This is a genomic window from Nocardioides okcheonensis (assembly GCF_020991065.1).
Lineage (GTDB): Bacteria > Actinomycetota > Actinomycetes > Propionibacteriales > Nocardioidaceae > Nocardioides > Nocardioides okcheonensis.
The window spans coordinates 4,286,942-4,303,877 of record NZ_CP087710.1 but is presented as its reverse complement, the minus strand read 5'-3'; the positions used below and the strand labels follow the sequence as shown (position 1 = coordinate 4,303,877).

Genomic DNA, 16,936 nt, shown 5'->3' with positions numbered 1-16,936 from the left:
CCGGGGCCCGGTCGGTTCAGCCGTCGGCGGCGACCAGGCGGAAGTCGACCGACCGGCTGGCCGGGTCGGCCCGCACCAGCTCGACCGTGACCTGCTCGCCGAGCGGGAGCTCGCCGGGGCCCGAGACCGACGCCTCGACCGCCGGCTCCTGGATGGTCAGGTCACCACGCCCCGGGTCCTTCTCCTCGACGTCGACGACGACCGCGGTGAACCGCTCCCCCACGCGCCCGGACAGCAGCTCCGCCTCGCACAGGTCGACGACGGCGTTCTCGTACTGGTTCGCGCGGCGGCCGGACTCGCGCATCGTGTCGGGCAGGTCGGCCATCGCCTCGAGCACCCAGCCCGGCACCTCGGTGCCGGCGCACAGCGCCACGCAGACCTCGCCGGCGAACCGGTCGACCAGGCGCCGCAGCGGCGCGGTGACGTGGGCGTACTCCGACGCCAGCGCCGAGTGCTGCGCCTGCGCGGGCAGCTCGCCGTTGAACGAGACGTACGCCGCCCCGCGCAGCAGCCGGGTGCAGGCCACCACCATCGCGGCGTGGCGCGGCAGCGACGGGTCGAGCGAGCGGATGAAGTCGGGGTAGAGCTGCTCGGCGGGCCAGTCGATCCCGAGGGCGCGGGCGGTGCGGTGCAGCCGCTGGACGTCGCGGGGGTCGGCCGGCGGGAGGGTGCGCAGGATGCCGACGCGCGCGTAGACCATCAGCGACGCGGCCGCCATGCCGGTGAGCAGCGAGATCTGCGCGTTCCACGCCTCCACCGGCAGCTGCTGGCGGAACTCGAGCTCCCAGTGGTCCCCGGCGTCGACCAGCTCCTGCTCGGGCAGCGGCAGCGAGACCCCGCCGCGGGCGGCCTCCCGGGCCAGGCGCAGCTCGCCGACCTCCTTCAGCAGCCCGACCAGCTCGCTCGCCCGGCCGGCGTCGAGGTCGGCCTGGACGGCGTCGTAGGCCAGCTGGGCGCGCGAGCGCACCCGCGCGCGGACCACCTCCACGTCGGTGCCCTCGCCGGTCTCGTCGACCTTGATCGTCCACAGGAGCGCGGGGCGCACCTCGTCGGGGAGCAGCGACGCGGCGTCCTCGCTGAGCACCTTCGGGTGCAGCGGGACCTTCGAGTCGGCGCCGTAGAGCGTCTCGCCGCGGCGGCGCGCCTCGACGTCGACCGGGTCGCCGGGGCTGACGAACGCGGCGACGTCGGCGATCGCGTAGTGCACGACGTAGCCCCCGGGCACGTCGGGGTCGCGGGAGATGTGCATGGCCTGGTCGAGGTCGCGCGCGGACTCCGGGTCGATCGTGACCAGCTCGATGTCGGTGCGGTCCAGCTCCGGCAGGCGCGGGTGCGCGGCCGCCTCCGCCGCCGCCCGCTCGACCGCCTCGGGGAAGTCCGGCGTCACCCGCATCTCGGCCTGGATCGCGGCGATCCCCTCGCGCATCTCCTGCGCCGTGGCGCTGCCCTCGCTCGCCCGGACCCTGACCACACGGTTGCTCGGCATGTCACGACACTAGCCGGGCGCGAGGGACGAGCGCACGGCGTGTGGCGGGAGGTTGAGCAAGCGCGCGAGCGAGCCTGCGAGCTCGCGACCGCGCGTCGAAACCCGGCTGGTCAGGGAGCGCGAGGGACGAGCGCACGGCCAGCGGACGCGGCGAGACCGGGCTGGGTCCGAGGACGCGAGGGGCTCGCCCCTACCCTGTGCCGGTGCTGATCCTGCTGCCGCCCAGCGAGGGCAAGACCGCTCCCCGCCGCGGGAAGCCCCTCGACCTCGACGCCCTCTCCTCCCCCGTGCTCACCGCGGCCCGGACCCGGCTGCTCGACGCGCTGGTCGCCCTGTGCCGCGACGACGCGGACCGGGCGGCGACGGTGCTCGGGCTGGGGCCGGCCCAGCTCGACCTGGTCGCGCGCAACGCCGACCTCCCGACCGCACCGACCGCGCGCGCCGACGCGATCTACACCGGCGTCCTCTACGACGCCCTCGACCCCGCCACCCTCACCCCGGCCGCCCGCCGCCGCGCGACCGGCCGGCTCGCGGTCACCAGCGCGCTGTTCGGGATGGTCCGCCCGGGCGACCGGATCCCGGCCTACCGGCTCTCCGGCGACGCCGTGCTGCCCGGCGTGGGATCGGTCGCCGGCGTGTGGCGCGAGGCGCTCGGCGAGGCCGTCACCGACGCGATGCGCGGGGGCCTGCTCGTCGACCTGCGCTCCACCTCGTACGCCGCGTTCTGGCGCCCGCCGGCCGACGTGGCGCGCCGCGTCGCGACCGTGCGGGTGCTCCACGAGTCGGGCGGGCGCCGCACGGTCGTGAGCCACTTCAACAAGGCGACCAAGGGCCGCATCGTCCGCGCCCTGCTCGAGGACGGGGCCGACCCGCGCACCCCGAGGGCGCTCGCCGACGCCCTCGTGCGGCTCGGCTGGTCCGTCGAGCTCGGCGAGCCGACCGCCCAGGGCACCCGGCTCGACGTCGTCGTGACCGCGGTCTGAGCCCTCCCGCCTCCCCAGGGTGGCGGCACACGACATCCGGCGCCCCACCGTGGCGGCACACGACATCCGGCGCCCCACCGTGGCGGCACACGACATCCGGCGCCCCACTGTGGCGGCACACGACATCCGGCGCCCCACTGTGGCGGCACACGACATCCCGACAGCCAGATCCGATGTCGTCTGCCGCCACCCTCGTCGGACCGATGTCGTCTGCCGCCACCCTCGTCGGACCGATGTCGGCTGCCGCCACTTTCGACGCGTCCGACCGCCACCATCACGGCACGCGATGTCGTGTGCCGCCACCCTCGCTCCCGGCCGGCCGGTCCGCTCACCGCAGCGGGATCAGGTCCGTCGCCTCGAGCGGGTCCACCCCGCACAGCGCGAGCAGGTCGGCGATGATCGAGCGCACCTGCGCGAGGATCACCTCGGCCGACAGGTCGTCGCTGTGCTCGACCGTCGCAGTGGCCCGGCCGAGCGCGACCAGGTCGTCGATGACCGCGACCGCCATCCGGTCGGCCACGAGCTCGTCGGCGACCCGCTCGGCGAGCGCCGACAGGTCGCGCATCAGGGAGGCGTACGACGTCGGCACCGGCTCGCGTCGGTAGCAGGCGACGGCGACCCGCCGGACCACGACGCGGGTGTTGCGCAGCGCCACGTCGAGCGGCTCGACCAGCTCCGCGAGCTGGCGCTGGTGCTCGCCGTGGCGACGTCGGAAGGGCGAGGAGCTGACCACCGAGAGCCCCTCCTCGGAGGCGGCGCGGAGCTCGGCGATCAGCACGTCGGTCGAGCGGGCGTCCCTCAGCGCCGCGAGCGCCCGCTCCACGTCGCCGTCGCCGAGCCGGTCGGCGGCGCAGCTGAGCAGCGAGGCGATCTTGCGGACCACGACCGCGGCCTGGTCGCGCGGCTTGCGCAGCGGGGCGCGTGGCACCACCGTCGCGGCCACCAGCGCCACTGCGCCGCCGATGATCGCGTCGGTCCAGCGGAGGAACGCGGCGCCGGGCGCCGGGGCGAGGGCCGCGACCACGATGCCCTGCACGGCCGCCTGGATGACGAGCAGCTGGCCGGCGTCGAGGAGCAGCGCGATCGACATGCCGGCCGCGACGATGAGCGCGATCTGCAGCCCGCCCGAGCCGATCAGGTGCGTCGTGGCGTCACCGAGGAACACGCCCAGCGCGACGCCGACGGTCACCTCGGCGACCCGGCGCTGGCGCTGCCCGTAGGACATCCCCAGCGAGACCACGGCCGCGATCGGTGCGAAGAACGGCAGCTGGTGGCCGAACACGTCGTGGGCCAGCCACCACGCGACTCCGGCGGCGATCGCGCACTGGCCGATCACCCAGCCCTTGGCCCGCAGCCGCGCGACCCGGGCCCGCAGGGACGTGCGCCCGCGTGCGGCCATCACCTCCGCGTCGAGCCGCACGACCCTGGCTGCTCTCAGAGTCCCGACTCGTCGGTGCGCACCAGGATGCGCTGGCACTCCTCGCAGCGGACCACCTCGTCGGCCGGGGCGGACCGGATGCGGGAGAGCTCGGCGGCGTCGAGCGTCAGCTGGCAGCCGCCGCACTGGCGCGCCCGCAGGAGCGCCGCACCGATGCCCTTCTGCTCGCGCAGGCGCTCGTAGAGCGCCATCAGGTCGTCGGGGACGCCGTCGGTGGCGGGGCCGCGGGCGGCCGTCACCTCGGCGATCGCGGCGTCGGCCTCGGCCTGCTTCTCGTCGCGCGCGGTCACCAGCTCGGCGAGGCGGCGGTCGAGGTCGTCGGCGCGGATGCCGAGGCCGTCGAGCGTCTGCTGCGCCTGCTCCAGCGCCTCCATCACCTCGAGCTCCGCGTCCTCCAGGGTGCCGATGCGGCGCTCGAGGGAGACCAGCTCGTGCTGCATCCGCTCGAGGTCCTTGGGGTTGGTGACCTGACCGGCGTCCATCCGGGTGCGGTCGCGCTCGCGGCGGGTCTTCACCTGCTCGACCTCGCGGTCGGCCTTCGCCTGCTCGACGGTGAGGTCGTCGACGACGATCCGCGCGTCACGGACCTGGTCGGTGAGGGCGGTGCGCTCCTGCTCGAGGGCGGCGATCTCGGCCAGCTCGGGCAGGTGGGCGCGCTGGTGGCGCAGCTGGGCGAGCCGCCGGTCGAGCTCGGCGACGTCGAGCAGCTGGAGCTGGTGGGTGGGATCTGCCTTCAACGGCGCGCTCCTGGCTTCAGTGACGGAACTTCCACGGGTCGGTGCACAGCGTGCTGACCCGCGTCTCGACCCTATCGCCCATGGTTGCGCGCAGCCGACCCTCCACCACCGGCAGCCACGTCCACTCCGCCGCCCAGTGCGCCACGTCGACGAGGGCCGGGCCGCCGTGCTCGAGGAACTCGCCGGCGCGGTGGTGGCGCAGGTCGCTGGTGACGTACGCGTCCACGTCGCTCGTGGCGAGCTCGTCGAGCAGGAAGTCGCCCGCTCCCCCGCAGACCGCCACCCGCCGGACCGGGCGGTCCGGGTCGCCCGCGACGCGTACGCCGTGGGCCGTCGCGGGCAGCGCGGCGGCGACCCGTGCGGCGAAGTCGTCGAGGGTGGTCGGGGCGAGGGTGCCGATCCGGCCGGTGCCGGTCGTGGCGCCCTCGGACGCGGGACGGATCGGCTCGAGGTCCTCGAGCCCCAGCGCGAGCGCCAGCGACTCCGAGACGCCACCGGCCGCCTGGTCGGCGTTGGTGTGGGCGGTGAGCAGCGCGCACCCACCGGCGGTGAGGGCGTGCAGCGTGCGGCCCTTCGGCGTCGTCGCGGCGACCGAGCTCACCGGCGTGAGCAGCAGCGGGTGGTGCACCACGAGCAGGTCGGCACCCCAGTCCACCGCCTCCCGCGCGACCTCGATCGTCGGGTCGACGGCGAACGCGACCCGCGACACCTCCGCGTCGGGGTCGCCCGCCACCAGCCCGACGGCGTCCCAGGAGTCAGCCGTCGCGGGTGGGTACCAGGCGTGCAGCAGGTCGGCGACGTCGGCGAGGCGGGGCATGCCGCGAAGGCTAGCCGTCGTGGGTCAGTTGACCTGCCGCTCCTGCCCCTCCCAGTAGGGCTGGCGCAGCTTGAACTTCTGCAGCTTGCCGGTCGCGGTGCGGGCGAGCTCGTCGCGGAACTCGATCGACGTCGGCGCCTTGTAGCCGGCCGCCTTGTCCTTGCACCACGCGATCAGCTCCGCCTCGTCCGCGCTGGCGCCGTCGGCGAGCACGACGAGTGCCTTGATGGTCTCGCCCCACTTCTCGCTCGGGACACCGATCACCGCGACCTCGGCGACCGCGGGGTGCGAGAACAGCACGTCCTCGACCTCGATCGAGGAGACGTTCTCGCCGCCGGTGATGATCACGTCCTTCTTGCGGTCCGAGATCGTGAGGTAGCCGTCGTCGCCGATCACGCCGCCGTCGCCGGTGTGGAACCAGCCGTCCACCAGCGCCTTGTCGGTCTCGTCCGGGCGCTCCCAGTAGCCGGTGAGGATGACGTTGGAGCGCGCCAGCACCTCGCCGTGCTCGTCGGTGCGCAGTGTGACGCCCAGCGCCGGGGCGCCGGCCCGCACCAGCTTCGCCGCGCGGTCCTCCGGCGAGAGGTCGTCCCACTCGGCGCGCGTCCGGTTGACGGTGAGCAGCGGCGAGGTCTCGGTGAGGCCGTAGATCTGCAGGAACTCCCAGCCGAGCTCCTCCTGGACCCGCACGACGGTCCTCGTCGGCGGCGGGGCGCCGGCCATGATGATCCGCACCCGGTCGCGTCCGGGGATCTCGCCGTCCCAGGTCTGCGCGGCGTCGAGGACCGCCGCGGCGACGGCCGGCGCGGCGCACATGACGGTCACGCCGTGCTGCTCGACCCGGCGCAGGATCTCGGCCCCGTCGACCTTGCGCAGCACGACCTGCGGGACCCCGAGCCCGGCCATCGTGAAGGGCATCCCCCAGCCGTTCGCGTGGAACATCGGGAGCGTGTGGAGGTAGACGTCGCGGTCGGTGACACCGGCGTGCAGGCCGAAGGTGAGGGCGTTGGTCCACAGGTTGCGGTGGGTGAGCTGGACGCCCTTGGGCCGCGCGGTCGTGCCGGAGGTGTAGTTGATGGTCGCCGTGGCGTGCTCGTCGGGCTCCCAGGGCTTCGGCTCGGCACCGGCCGCCGCGTAGAGGGCGTCGTCGTCGCCGAGGACGAACCGGTGCTCGACGTCGATGTCGCGGACCGAGTCGACGAGCTCGGGGTCGACGTAGAGGACCCGGGCGCCGGAGTGCGCCACGATGTAGGCGATCTCGTCCGGGCGGAGCCGGAAGTTGATCGGCACCAGCACCCGCCCCGACCCGCACACGCCCCAGAACGACGTCAGCAGGCGCGCGCTGTTGTGGGAGATCACCGCGACCCGGTCGCCGACGCCGATGCCGAGCTCGTCGAGCCGGGCGGCCTGGCGGCGGGCGAGCGCGTGGACCTCGGCGTAGGTGCGCGTCCCGAGCCCGGCGGCGGGCTGGTCCGGCTCGTCGACGAAGCCGGTGCGCTCCCCGTAGACCGTGCGGGCACGGTCGAGGAAGTCGTTGACGCTGAACGGGACGAACACGGTGGGGCTCCCTTCGATGACCTGGCGAGCCCACTGTGGCACGCGTCACCTCGGGTCGCGAGCGACCTGCGGCAGGCGGTCAGCGGCTCGCGCCGAGCGGCCGGATGAGAGAGCTCTCATGGTCCTCTCATCCGGCCTCCACGATCGGGGCCCACGATGACCGGCATGAGCCGGCTCGCCAAGGTGCTCCTCCTGATGGCGCTCGTGGTGCCCGTGACGGCCTACGTCGCGGGGTCGCTGGCGTCTGCGGGCAACCCCGTGCCGGCCGACCACAGCCCCGTGATCCTGCGCGACGCGCCCGACCGCGGGACGTCCGGTCCCTCGCGGCAGCCCGACCCGCAGCGGCCGACCGAGCGGCCCGCACCGCCACGTCCGGGTCAGCAGGACGGTGACCAGGCGCGGGTCGTGACACCGCCGCCTGTGCCCGTCGGGGAGGATGACGACGACTGGGACGACGACCGGGACGACGACGGGCCTGACGATGACGACACGGACGACCGGGCCGACGGCGGGGACGACTGACGGTGTGCGCCGACGCGTCGCGCGGGTGTCCGTCCGGACCCGCATCACGGTCGTCATCGCCGTGCTCACCGCTGCCGCGATGGCGGGCGCCGGCGTGCTCGTCTACGCCCTCGAGTCCGCGCGCATCGAGCGCTCGGTGAGCGAGCAGATCAGCCAGGAGATCGCCGAGTTCCGCGAGCTGCGGATCGATCCCGAGACCGGCGACCCGTTCGTCGACGTGGGCAACCTGCTCGAGGTCTTCCTGACCCGCAACGTCCCCGACGACGACGAGCTCCTGGTCGGCTACGTCAGCGGCGAGGAGACCCTGGCCACGCGCAACCGCTACGGCCAGGAGGTCCTCGACGAGCCCGCCTACCGGGAGGTCCTCGCCGACCTCGCCGACGTCGGCGGCACCCGGACCATCGAGTCGCCGACCTTCGGCGAGACCTGGGTGACGGTCGTCCCGGTGACCGACACCCGCGGTCGCGGCGCGCTGGTCATCGTCAACTTCCTGCGCGACGAGCACGAGGAGCTCGACGGCACCCTGCGGACGTACGCGCTCGTGGCGCTCCTGTCGCTCGGCCTGCTCACCACGATCGCGGCCTTCCAGTCGGGGCGCCTGCTCGCGCCGCTGCGCACCCTGGAGGAGACGGCCCGCGAGATCACCACCACCGACCTGTCGCTCCGGATCCCCGAGCGCGGCAACGACGACATCACCGCCCTGACCCGCACCATCAACGGCATGCTCGAGCGCCTGGACGCAGGCTTCGCGGCACAGCGGCAGTTCCTCGACGACGCCGGCCACGAGCTCAAGACCCCGCTCACCGTGGTCCGCGGCCACCTCGAGCTGCTCGACCCCGACGATCCCGACGACCTGCTCGCGACCCGTGACCTGCTGCTCGACGAGGTCGACCGGATGTCGCGCCTGGTGACCGACCTGATCCTGCTCGCGAAGAGCCGGCGTCCCGACTTCCTCGTGCTCGGCGAGGTCGACCTGGCCCCGCTCACCCGGGCCGTGCTCGCCAAGGCGAGGGCGCTCGGCGAGCGTGACTGGCAGCTCGACGAGACGGCGCGCGGGCGCTGCGTCCTCGACGAGCAGCGCGTCACCCAGGCGCTGCTCCAGCTCGCCGACAACGCGGTCAAGCACACCGACACCGGCGCCGTGGTGGCCGTCGGCTCCGCCCGCGGGGACGGGGTCGTGCGGCTCTGGGTCCGCGACGCCGGCGACGGCATCGCGCCCGAGGACCGGGAGGCGGTGCTCGAGCGCTTCGGCCGCAGCCACGTCCGTGCCGGCGACGACGGGTTCGGCCTGGGGCTCAGCATCGTGCGCGCGATCGCCGACGCCCACGGGGGCGAGGTGGTGATCGGCGACGCCGCACCGCACGGCGCCCGCGTGGAGATCGTGCTGCCCGAGCGGAGGCCCGAGTGACGACCGACGAGCCGAGGAGGCACGCGTGGCACAGATCCTGATCGTGGAGGACGAGGCCCGGATCGCCTCGTTCGTGGCGAAGGGCCTGCGGGCCGAGGGGCACCAGCCCACGGTGGCCGTCGACGGACCCAGCGGCCTCGACGAGGCGCTGTCCGGGCGCTTCGACCTGATGGTGCTCGACATCGGCCTGCCCGGCATGGACGGCTTCGAGGTGCTCGACCAGCTGCGCTCCCAGGGCAGCCGGATGCCGGTCATCGTGCTCACCGCGCGCGACTCGGTCACCGACACCGTCGCCGCCCTCGACAACGGCGCGGACGACTACATGGCCAAGCCGTTCCGCTTCGCGGAGCTGATGGCCCGGGTACGCCTGCGGCTGCGGGCGCTCGCCCCGGCCGACTCCCCGACGGGCGACGACGTCGTCGTGGGCCGGCTGCGCCTCGACCGCCGCACCCGGTGCGTGTCGGGACCCGGGGGCGAGTCCGAGCTGTCGGCGCGCGAGTTCGCGCTCGCCGAGATCTTCTTCCTCAACCCGGGCCAGGTGCTGACCAGGGAGCAGCTGCTCGACCTGGTGTGGGGCTACGACTTCGACCCGGGCTCCAACGTCGTCGACGTCTACGTCGGCTACCTCCGCAAGAAGCTGGGCGCCGACGCCATCTCGACCGTGCGCGGGGTCGGCTACCGGCTCGACCCCTGAGCGGCGTCAGCCGCGGATCCGGAACCCGGCGAGGGAGCCGCGCGGCAGTCCGGCCAGCACCGGCTCGAGGGCGTCGGCGACCTCGTGCGGCAGCGGCCGGGCGCCCGGGTCCGGGCGCAGGCAGGCGGCGATGACCTCGGCCACCGTCGGCGGCACCCCGTCCGGCAGCGGCGCCGGAGGCTGCGCCAGCTGCGGGAAGCGCAGGCGTACGTCGTCCGCGTCCGGGTCGCCGTGGGCGAACGGGCGGAACCCGGCGACGGCGTGGAAGAGCGTGGCCCCGAGGCCCCAGACGTCGGAGGCGTACGACGGCACGGCGCCGCCCGGGCCGGTCGGGTCGCACTGCTCCGGCGACATGTAGGCATCGGTGCCGATCGGGTGGCGCAGCCGGCGGGCGTCCTCCTCCGGCCGGGCGACCGAGAGGTCGATCAGCCGCGCCGGAGCGCCCATGATGATGTTGCTGGGCTTGATGTCGAGATGGGTCCAGCCCACCTGCCGCAGGTAGTGCAGGGCGGAGGCCACGTCGATCGCGAGCGGCAGGTACTGCTGCTCCTGCAACCGGCCGTGGCGCCGGACCAGGCTGGAGAGCCGCGGGCCGTCGACGTGCTCGAGCACGACGTGCGGCCGGTCCCCGTCCTGCCCGTCGCGGAGCCCCCTGACCACGACGGGGTGGTTGATCGTGGCGAGGGCGAGCACCTCCCGGCGCAGCCCGCGCCGGGAGGACTCGTCCTCGACCTGGGAGGGACGCAGCACCTTGACCACGACCGCCGACCAGGTCACCTCGTCGAAGCACAGCCAGGCCTCGTAGGCGGACCCTCCGCCCAGGCGCTTCATCGCGCTCAGGCCGGGGGCGAGGAGGTCACCCTCCGCGAGGTGCCAGACGTCGTCGCGCGTGCCCATCTCGTCTGCGTCCCTGCTCAGCCGCGGGTGTCGTTGCGGCTGCGGTCGTTGGTGTTGTTGGCCGTCTTGTCGCGCGTCTTGTCGCCGCCGTCGCGGGTCCAGTCACGGGTCTTGTCGCCGCGGCTCTTGTCGCGGTCGCGGCTCACGTCGGTGACCCGGCTGTTGGTGTTGTCGTTCGTGTCGCGGCTCTGGCCGGTGTAGGACGGGCTGTTGGTCTGCGTGTCGTCGTCGTCGTTGGTGTCGTCGTCGTCGTCGTCCGCGACGAGCACGAGCGCCGGCGCGTCGTCCTCGCGCTTGGCCGCCTCGTCGCCGGCGGTGGCGACGGGCGCCGACATGCCGATCAGGCCGAAGGCGGTCAGGCCGGCGACACCCAGCAGGGTGGTGGGGATGAGCTTCCGCATCGGAGTTCCTCTCGTCGGTGGGCCGTGCCGGCCCGGTGACGAGAACTGTGGTGCGGCGGCGTGAGCCGTCGGTGAGGCGCGGATGAGAGGGCTCTCACGCGGCCGCGGAGGGTGCGTCGGGACGGTTTCGAACCGCCGACCGCTCGGGTGTAAACCGAGTGCTCTACCGCTGAGCTACCGACGCGCGCGGCACACACTACGGGACCGGCCGGGAGGGCCGGAAAAGCCCGGAGGGGCCGCGGGGAAATGAGTTGAGCCGCTGGCGTCTCGGGTCACCAGCGGCTCAACAAGTAGAAGATTACACCTCTGCCCAAGGCTGTCCGCGGTTTACCGCATTTCTGCCCGTTCCGGTCTAGACCGGAGCGTGGGAGGGGCCGATCCGGGGTCAGTGGAGCGCGGCCTGGAGCTCGCGCAGGTGCTCGTCGAGGTCCCGGCCGTCGGGGTTCGCGTTGTGCACCGACCACCGCAGCAGGCCGTCGCGGTCGACGACGTACGACGAGCGGCGGGGCGCGCCCTTGGTGGCGTCGAAGACGTCGTAGGCCGACGCCACCGCGCCGTGCGGCCAGAAGTCCGAGAGCAGCGGGAAGTGCAGCCCCTCGGCCTCCGCGAACGACCGCAGCGCGTAGACCGGGTCGCAGGAGAGCGCCAGCACCTCGGTGTCGAAGGTGAGGAACTCGTCGAGCCGGTCCCGCACCCCCGACAGCTCCCCGGTGCACACGCCGGAGAACGCGAACGGGAAGAACATCAGCACGACCGCCTTGCGGCCGCGGAAGTCCGTGAGGCGGGTGTCCTGGCCGAACTGGTCGCGCAACGCGAAGTCGGGCGCCTCCTCGCCGAGGCACAGACCCTGACCGCTCACCCTTGCTCCTCGCTGTCCTGCACGTCGTCCCGCTCGTCCCACCCTGCCAGCTCGCGCTTGAGCACCTTGCCGGTCGCGTTGCGCGGCAGCTCGTCGACGAAGACGATCTCCCGCGGCACCTTGAACCGGGCCAGGTGGGCCTTCACGTGGTCGCGCAGCTGGTCGGCGGACACCTCGCCGCTGCGCACGACGAAGGCCCTCAGCCGCTGACCGTAGTCGTCGTCCACGACGCCCAGTGCAGCGACCTCCACCACGTGCTCGTGGGAGACCAGGCAGTCCTCGACCTCGTGGGGGAACACGTTCTCCCCGCCGGAGACGATCATGTCGTCGTCGCGCCCCGCGACGTGGAGTCGTCCGGCGGCGTCGAAGAAGCCCACGTCGCCGGACGCCATCAGCCCGTCGACGACCTCCTTGGACCCGCCGTGGGTGTAGCCCTCGAAGAGCAGGCCGTTGCCGACGAAGATCCGCCCGGTCTCCCCCTGCGCGACCTCGTGGGCCCCCTCGTCGAGGATCCGCACGACGGTGCCGTACGGCGGGCGTCCCGCCGACGTCGGGTCCGCGCGCAGGTCCTCCGGCGTCGCGATCGAGGCGTAGGCCACCTCGGTCGAGCCGTAGATGTTGTAGAGGTGGTCGCCGAAGCGGTCCATCCACGCCTCGGCGAGCGTCGCCGGCAGCGCCGAGCCCGACGACGCCACGACCTCGACGCGGCCGAGGTCGACGGAGTCGAGCACGTCCGGCGGCAGCGCGAGCATCCGCTGCAGCATGACCGGGATGACGACCAGCGACTCGCACCGCTCGTCCTGGGTGGTGCGCAGCGCGACCTCGGGGTCGAAGGTGCGGCGCAGCACGACGGTCGAGCCGAGCAGCATCGCCAGCGCGAGGTGGGCGAAGCCCCACGTGTGGAACAGCGGCGCCGCGATGTGGGTGCGCCAGCCGGCGCGCAGCGGCATGCGCGAGAGCAGCGAGACGGCCGCGTCGATGCCCGCCTCCCGCCGCGGCGCACCCTTCGGGGTGCCGGTGGTGCCCGAGGTCAGGATCACGATCCTCGCGTGCCGCTCGGGCGGGTGCAGGTCGCCCTCGTCGTGGGCGGCGGCGAGCTGCTCGAGGGTCTCCCCCGCGGCGTCGCCGTCGGTCCACGCGAGCACCCGGCGCTCGACGCTGGCGCCGGCGAGCAGGTCGGTGAACTCCTCGTCGTGCACCACCAGCCGCGGGGCCTCGCGGTCGAGGACGTCGACCAGCTGCGGCCCGGCGAACGCGGTGTTGAGGTAGAGGATGTCGGCGCCGAGCTTCGCGGCCGCGATCGAGGCCTCGACGAAGCCGCGGTGGTTGCGGCACATCACGGCCACGGCGTCACCCTCGCGCACGCCGCGCTCGGCGAACGCGCGGGCCACCGAGTTGGACCGGCGGTGCAGCTCGCCCCACGTCAGCTCGCCCAGCTCGTCGACCAGGCCGACCCGGTGCGGGGCGCGGTCCGCGAGCGAGGCGAACCCGCCGGCCGGACCGGTCCCCCAGCGCAGCACGGTGCGGCCCAAGTGGGCCAGCGTGCGCGGGCCGTACGGCCGGATCACGCCCGCGCGGCCCAGCACGCGCAGCGTCGTGCCGGCCCCCGCCAGCGTGCCGACCACCGCGCCGGCCGCGCCTCCGATCGCCCCCGACCGGGCGGGGGTCACGCGGGAGTCTTCGGAGCGACCAGACGGGTGGCCTGCCAGTCCTTGCTGACGGACGCCGTCGTGGTCTGCGAGAGGCCGGCGATCGGGGCCGCCTCCGCGACGTCGGCGGCGTCGACCGTGCCGGGCCGACCCACCTTGGGGGTGAGCAGCCAGATCGATCCCCCGCCGACCAGGTCGGTCAGCGCGTCGACGAGGCCGTCGACGAGGTCGCCGTCGTCGTCGCGCCACCACAGCAGCACCGCGTCCACGACGTTGCCGTAGTCACCGTCGACCATGTCGGCGTCGATGCAGTCCTCGACCGCGACGCGGAGCTCGTCATCGGTGTCGTTGTCCCAGCCGAGTTCCTGGACGACCATGCCGGGCTTGAGCCCGAGCCGGTCCCCCGTGCCTGTCACCGGGGCGGAACCGCCCACCGTCGAGCTCACGCAGTGCCTCCTGTGTCCGGATGCGCCATCGGCGCAGGTCACGCATAGTCCACCCGAACACAGCGGGACCTGCAACCCCGTCCCGCCCGGCGGGCGTGGCGCGGCTCGTCGCGAGGGCGTCCACGGAGCCCGCGAGCGACGCGGATCACGCGCGGCGACCGCCTACCCGCCGGTAGATTTCGCGGTGCCGACTCGCGTGACACGATGAGCAGGTGAGTGACGCCGAGAAGTCCCCGCAGAGCACGACCAGGCAGGCTCCTGCCACGCCGTCGGTCATCCACGAGGGACTCCCCACCCAGCTGCCCGACATCGACCCCGACGAGACCCAGGAGTGGCTCGCGTCCTTCGACGCGATGCTCGACGACCGCGGTCGGGACCGGGCCCGCTACGTCATGCTCCGCCTGCTCGAGCGGGCCCGCGAGAAGCAGGTCGGCGTCCCGGCGCTGCGCTCCACCGACTACATCAACACCATCCCGCCCGAGCGCGAGCCGTGGTTCCCCGGCGACGAGGAGGTCGAGCGCCGCATCCGCGCGTTCATCCGCTGGAACGCCGCGGTGATGGTGTCCAGCGCGAACCGCAAGGGCCTCGAGGTCGGCGGCCACATCGCGACCTACCAGTCCTCGGCCTCCCTCTACGAGGTCGGCTTCAACCACTTCTTCCGCGGCAAGGACCACGAGGGCGGTGGCGACCAGATCTACATCCAGGGCCACGGCTCGCCGGGCGTCTACGCCCGCGCCTTCCTCGAGGGTCGCCTCAGCGAGGAGCAGCTCTACCGCTTCCGCCAGGAGGTCCAGCACGGCACCGGCGCCGGCCTGCCGTCGTACCCCCACCCGCGCCTGATGCCGGACTTCTGGGAGTTCCCGACCGTGTCGATGGGCCTCACCGCCATCAACTCGATCTACCAGGCCCGGTTCAACCGCTACATGGACAACCGCGGCATCAAGGACACCTCGCAGCAGCACGTGTGGGCCTTCATGGGCGACGGCGAGATGGCCGAGCCCGAGTCGCTCGGCGCCATCCGCGTCGCCGCCCGCGAGGAGCTCGACAACCTCACCTGGGTGATCAACTGCAACCTGCAGCAGCTCGACGGTCCCGTGACGGGCAACGGCAAGATCATGCAGGAGCTGGAGGCCAACTTCCGCGGCGCCGGCTGGAACGTCATCAAGGTCGTCTGGGGCCGCGAGTGGGACGCCCTGCTCGCCAAGGACATGGACGGCGTCCTGGTCAACCGGATGAACTCCACGCCCGACGGCCAGTTCCAGACCTACTCCACCGAGGACGGCGCCTACGTCCGCGAGCACTTCTTCGGCTCCGACCCGCGCCTGCGCAAGATGGTCGAGCACATGTCCGACCAGCAGATCGAGAAGCTGCCGCGCGGTGGCCACGACTACCGCAAGGTCTACGCCGCGTTCGACGCCGCGACCAAGCACACCGGTCAGCCGACGGTGATCCTCGCCCACACCATCAAGGGATGGACGATCGACGCCCTCGAGGGCAAGAACGCCACCCACCAGATGAAGAAGCTCACGCTCCCGGACCTGAAGAAGTTCCGCGACCGGCTCTACCTCCCGATCAGCGACCGCGACCTCGAGGAGTCCTACGAGAAGACCGGCGGCGCGCCGTTCTACCACCCGGGCGCCGACTCGCCGGAGATCGCCTACATGCTCGAGCGCCGCCAGGCGCTCGGCGGCTCGATCCCCCGCCGCGTCAACCGGGCCACCGCGCTCAAGCTGCCCGGCGACGAGCTCTACGCCGAGCTGAAGCAGGGCTCGGGCAAGAACAAGTTCGCCACCACGATGGCGGCCGTGCGCCTGCTGCGCGACTGGATGAAGGACCCGGAGATCGGCGAGCGCCTCGTCCCGATCGCCCCCGACGAGTACCGCACGTTCGGCATGGACTCGATGTTCCCGAGCGCCAAGGTCTACAACCCGGGCGGCCAGCAGTACGAGTCGGTCGACCGCAAGATGCTGCTCTCCTACAAGGAGTCCGCGCAGGGCCAGATGCTCCACGAGGGCATCTCCGAGGCGGGCGCGATGGCGTCGGCCACGGCCGCCGGCTCGGCGTACTCCACGCACGGCGAGCACATGATCCCGTTCTACATCTTCTACTCGATGTTCGGCTTCCAGCGCACCGGCGACTCGGTGTGGGCGATGGCCGACCAGCTGTCCCGCGGCTTCCTCATCGGCGCCACCGCCGGTCGCACCACCCTCACCGGCGAGGGCCTGCAGCACGCCGACGGCCACTCGCCGCTGCTCGCGGCGACCAACCCGGCGGTCGTGCACTACGACCCGGCGTTCGGCTACGAGATCGCGCACATCATGCAGAACGGCCTCGAGCGGATGTACGGCGCCGACGCCGAGGACGTCATCTTCTACCTCACCGTCTACAACGAGCCGGTCAGCCAGCCCGCCGAGCCCGCCGACGTCGACGTCGACGGCATCCTCAAGGGCATCCACCGGGTGTCGACCGCCGAGGGCGAGGGCCCGCGGGTCCAGCTGATGGCCTCCGGCGTGGGCTACCCGTGGATCCAGGACGCGGCCCGCATCCTCGCCGAGGACTGGGGCGTCCAGGCTGACCTGTGGTCGGTCACCTCGTGGAACGAGCTGGCCCGTGACGGCGCCGCGGCCGAGCAGTGGAACCTGCTCAACCCCGGCTCCGACAAGCGCACCGCCTACGTCAGCGACAAGCTCGCCGGCGTGCAGGGCCCCGTCGTGGCGGTGTCGGACTACATGCGGGCCGTCCCGCTGCAGATCGCCCGCTGGGTGCCGGCCGACTACCGCGTGCTCGGCGCCGACGGGTTCGGCTTCGCCGACACCCGCCCGGCCGCGCGCCGGTTCTTCCACATCGACGCCGTCAGCGTCGTCGTGCAGGCCCTCCAGGCCCTCGCCGACGCCGGCGAGGTCCCGGTGGAGAAGGTCGTCGAGGCCGCCCGGCGCTACAAGATCGACGACCCGACCGCGACGCAGGACATCAAGCAGGAAGGCGGGGATGCCTGACCGGCGTCTCCCCCGGCACGACCACTTGGTGGGTCACGGGGTCCCC

The 16,936-nt window shown here is 73.2% G+C and carries 15 protein-coding genes and 1 tRNA gene; 5 read left to right on the top strand and 11 right to left on the bottom strand.

All coding sequences use genetic code 11. From position 1 onward, the window contains the following. Nucleotides 1–16 precede the first annotated feature (16 nt). Nucleotides 17–1,486 carry an RNB domain-containing ribonuclease gene (locus tag LN652_RS20985; protein WP_230442516.1) on the bottom strand — a complete coding sequence of 490 codons (1,470 nt, stop codon included), beginning with the start codon at nucleotides 1,484–1,486 and terminating at the stop codon, nucleotides 17–19. Between the two features lie 203 nt (nucleotides 1,487–1,689). Between LN652_RS20985 and yaaA the strand changes: the two genes are divergently transcribed. After that, a complete protein-coding gene (gene yaaA, locus LN652_RS20980; protein ID WP_230442515.1) occupies nucleotides 1,690–2,469 on the top strand; it encodes a peroxide stress protein YaaA in 780 nt (259 codons plus the stop codon). A gap of 328 nt (nucleotides 2,470–2,797) precedes the next feature. Here the strand turns inward: yaaA and LN652_RS20975 are convergent, their stop codons facing one another. Genes LN652_RS20975 through LN652_RS20960 form a run of 4 tightly spaced genes read right to left on the bottom strand, consistent with a single transcriptional unit; the run spans nucleotide 2,798 to nucleotide 7,018 of the window. After that, a complete protein-coding gene (locus LN652_RS20975; protein ID WP_230442514.1) occupies nucleotides 2,798–3,889 on the bottom strand; it encodes an FUSC family protein in 1,092 nt (363 codons plus the stop codon). A gap of 14 nt (nucleotides 3,890–3,903) precedes the next feature. Continuing rightward, nucleotides 3,904–4,644 (bottom strand): zinc ribbon domain-containing protein, encoded by a 741-nt coding sequence (locus LN652_RS20970; RefSeq protein WP_230442513.1) that lies wholly within the window; start codon nucleotides 4,642–4,644, stop codon nucleotides 3,904–3,906. 16 nt (nucleotides 4,645–4,660) lie between these two features. Continuing rightward, nucleotides 4,661–5,461: a Nif3-like dinuclear metal center hexameric protein gene (locus tag LN652_RS20965; RefSeq protein WP_230442512.1), complete on the bottom strand. Its 801-nt coding sequence runs from the start codon at nucleotides 5,459–5,461 to the stop codon at nucleotides 4,661–4,663. Nucleotides 5,462–5,485: 24 nt separating this feature from the next. Then, the gene (locus LN652_RS20960) at nucleotides 5,486–7,018 is read right to left on the bottom strand and encodes an AMP-binding protein (RefSeq protein WP_230442511.1); all 1,533 of its coding nucleotides are present in this window, start codon (nucleotides 7,016–7,018) and stop codon (nucleotides 5,486–5,488) included. A gap of 165 nt (nucleotides 7,019–7,183) precedes the next feature. Here LN652_RS20960 and LN652_RS20955 point away from each other — a divergent pair, with 165 nt between their 5' ends. From LN652_RS20955 to LN652_RS20945, 3 genes are read left to right on the top strand one after another with little or no spacing between them, the layout of a single operon-like run. Continuing rightward, entirely contained in the window at nucleotides 7,184–7,540 is a 357-nt protein-coding gene (locus tag LN652_RS20955) for a hypothetical protein (protein WP_230442510.1), read from the top strand. A 25-nt stretch (nucleotides 7,541–7,565) separates the two neighbouring features. Next, nucleotides 7,566–8,948, top strand: coding sequence for a sensor histidine kinase (locus tag LN652_RS20950; protein ID WP_230442509.1), 1,383 nt, complete (start codon nucleotides 7,566–7,568; stop codon nucleotides 8,946–8,948). A 25-nt stretch (nucleotides 8,949–8,973) separates the two neighbouring features. Beyond that, on the top strand, nucleotides 8,974–9,642 hold the full coding sequence (locus tag LN652_RS20945) for a response regulator transcription factor (protein WP_230442508.1): 669 nt from the start codon (nucleotides 8,974–8,976) through the stop codon (nucleotides 9,640–9,642). Between the two features lie 6 nt (nucleotides 9,643–9,648). Here the strand turns inward: LN652_RS20945 and LN652_RS20940 are convergent, their stop codons facing one another. The 6 genes from LN652_RS20940 to LN652_RS20915 all read right to left on the bottom strand — a co-directional run bounded on the left by LN652_RS20940 (nucleotide 9,649) and on the right by LN652_RS20915 (nucleotide 13,894). After that, the gene (locus LN652_RS20940; protein WP_230442507.1) at nucleotides 9,649–10,539 is read right to left on the bottom strand and encodes a serine/threonine-protein kinase; all 891 of its coding nucleotides are present in this window, start codon (nucleotides 10,537–10,539) and stop codon (nucleotides 9,649–9,651) included. Nucleotides 10,540–10,556: 17 nt separating this feature from the next. Continuing rightward, complete coding sequence (locus LN652_RS20935; protein WP_230442506.1) at nucleotides 10,557–10,940, bottom strand: hypothetical protein; 384 nt, start codon at nucleotides 10,938–10,940, stop codon at nucleotides 10,557–10,559. 112 nt (nucleotides 10,941–11,052) lie between these two features. Beyond that, a tRNA-Val gene (locus LN652_RS20930) sits at nucleotides 11,053–11,124 on the bottom strand. Between the two features lie 201 nt (nucleotides 11,125–11,325). Continuing rightward, nucleotides 11,326–11,799 (bottom strand): peroxiredoxin, encoded by a 474-nt coding sequence (locus LN652_RS20925; protein WP_230442505.1) that lies wholly within the window; start codon nucleotides 11,797–11,799, stop codon nucleotides 11,326–11,328. Continuing rightward, nucleotides 11,796–13,469, bottom strand: coding sequence for an AMP-binding protein (locus LN652_RS20920; protein ID WP_230442504.1), 1,674 nt, complete (start codon nucleotides 13,467–13,469; stop codon nucleotides 11,796–11,798). The genes LN652_RS20925 and LN652_RS20920 overlap by 4 nt, the downstream gene beginning before the upstream one ends. Then, entirely contained in the window at nucleotides 13,466–13,894 is a 429-nt protein-coding gene (locus LN652_RS20915; protein ID WP_268932204.1) for a DUF3052 domain-containing protein, read from the bottom strand. Before LN652_RS20915 ends, LN652_RS20920 begins: the two co-directional genes overlap by 4 nt. 212 nt (nucleotides 13,895–14,106) lie before the next feature. Between LN652_RS20915 and aceE the strand changes: the two genes are divergently transcribed. After that, nucleotides 14,107–16,890 (top strand): pyruvate dehydrogenase (acetyl-transferring), homodimeric type, encoded by a 2,784-nt coding sequence (aceE, locus tag LN652_RS20910; RefSeq protein WP_230442503.1) that lies wholly within the window; start codon nucleotides 14,107–14,109, stop codon nucleotides 16,888–16,890. Nucleotides 16,891–16,936: the final 46 nt, after the last annotated feature.

What these genes read in the sequence shown, in the direction of transcription:
- LN652_RS20955 (WP_230442510.1), top strand. Translation starts at nt 7,184, where the DNA reads ATGAGCCGGCTCGCCAAGGTGCTCCTCCTGATGGCGCTCGTGGTGCCC.
- LN652_RS20985 (WP_230442516.1), bottom strand. Translation starts at nt 1,486, where the DNA reads ATGCCGAGCAACCGTGTGGTCAGGGTCCGGGCGAGCGAGGGCAGCGCC.
- LN652_RS20935 (WP_230442506.1), bottom strand. Translation starts at nt 10,940, where the DNA reads ATGCGGAAGCTCATCCCCACCACCCTGCTGGGTGTCGCCGGCCTGACC.
- LN652_RS20965 (WP_230442512.1), bottom strand. Translation starts at nt 5,461, where the DNA reads ATGCCCCGCCTCGCCGACGTCGCCGACCTGCTGCACGCCTGGTACCCA.
- LN652_RS20940 (WP_230442507.1), bottom strand. Translation starts at nt 10,539, where the DNA reads ATGGGCACGCGCGACGACGTCTGGCACCTCGCGGAGGGTGACCTCCTC.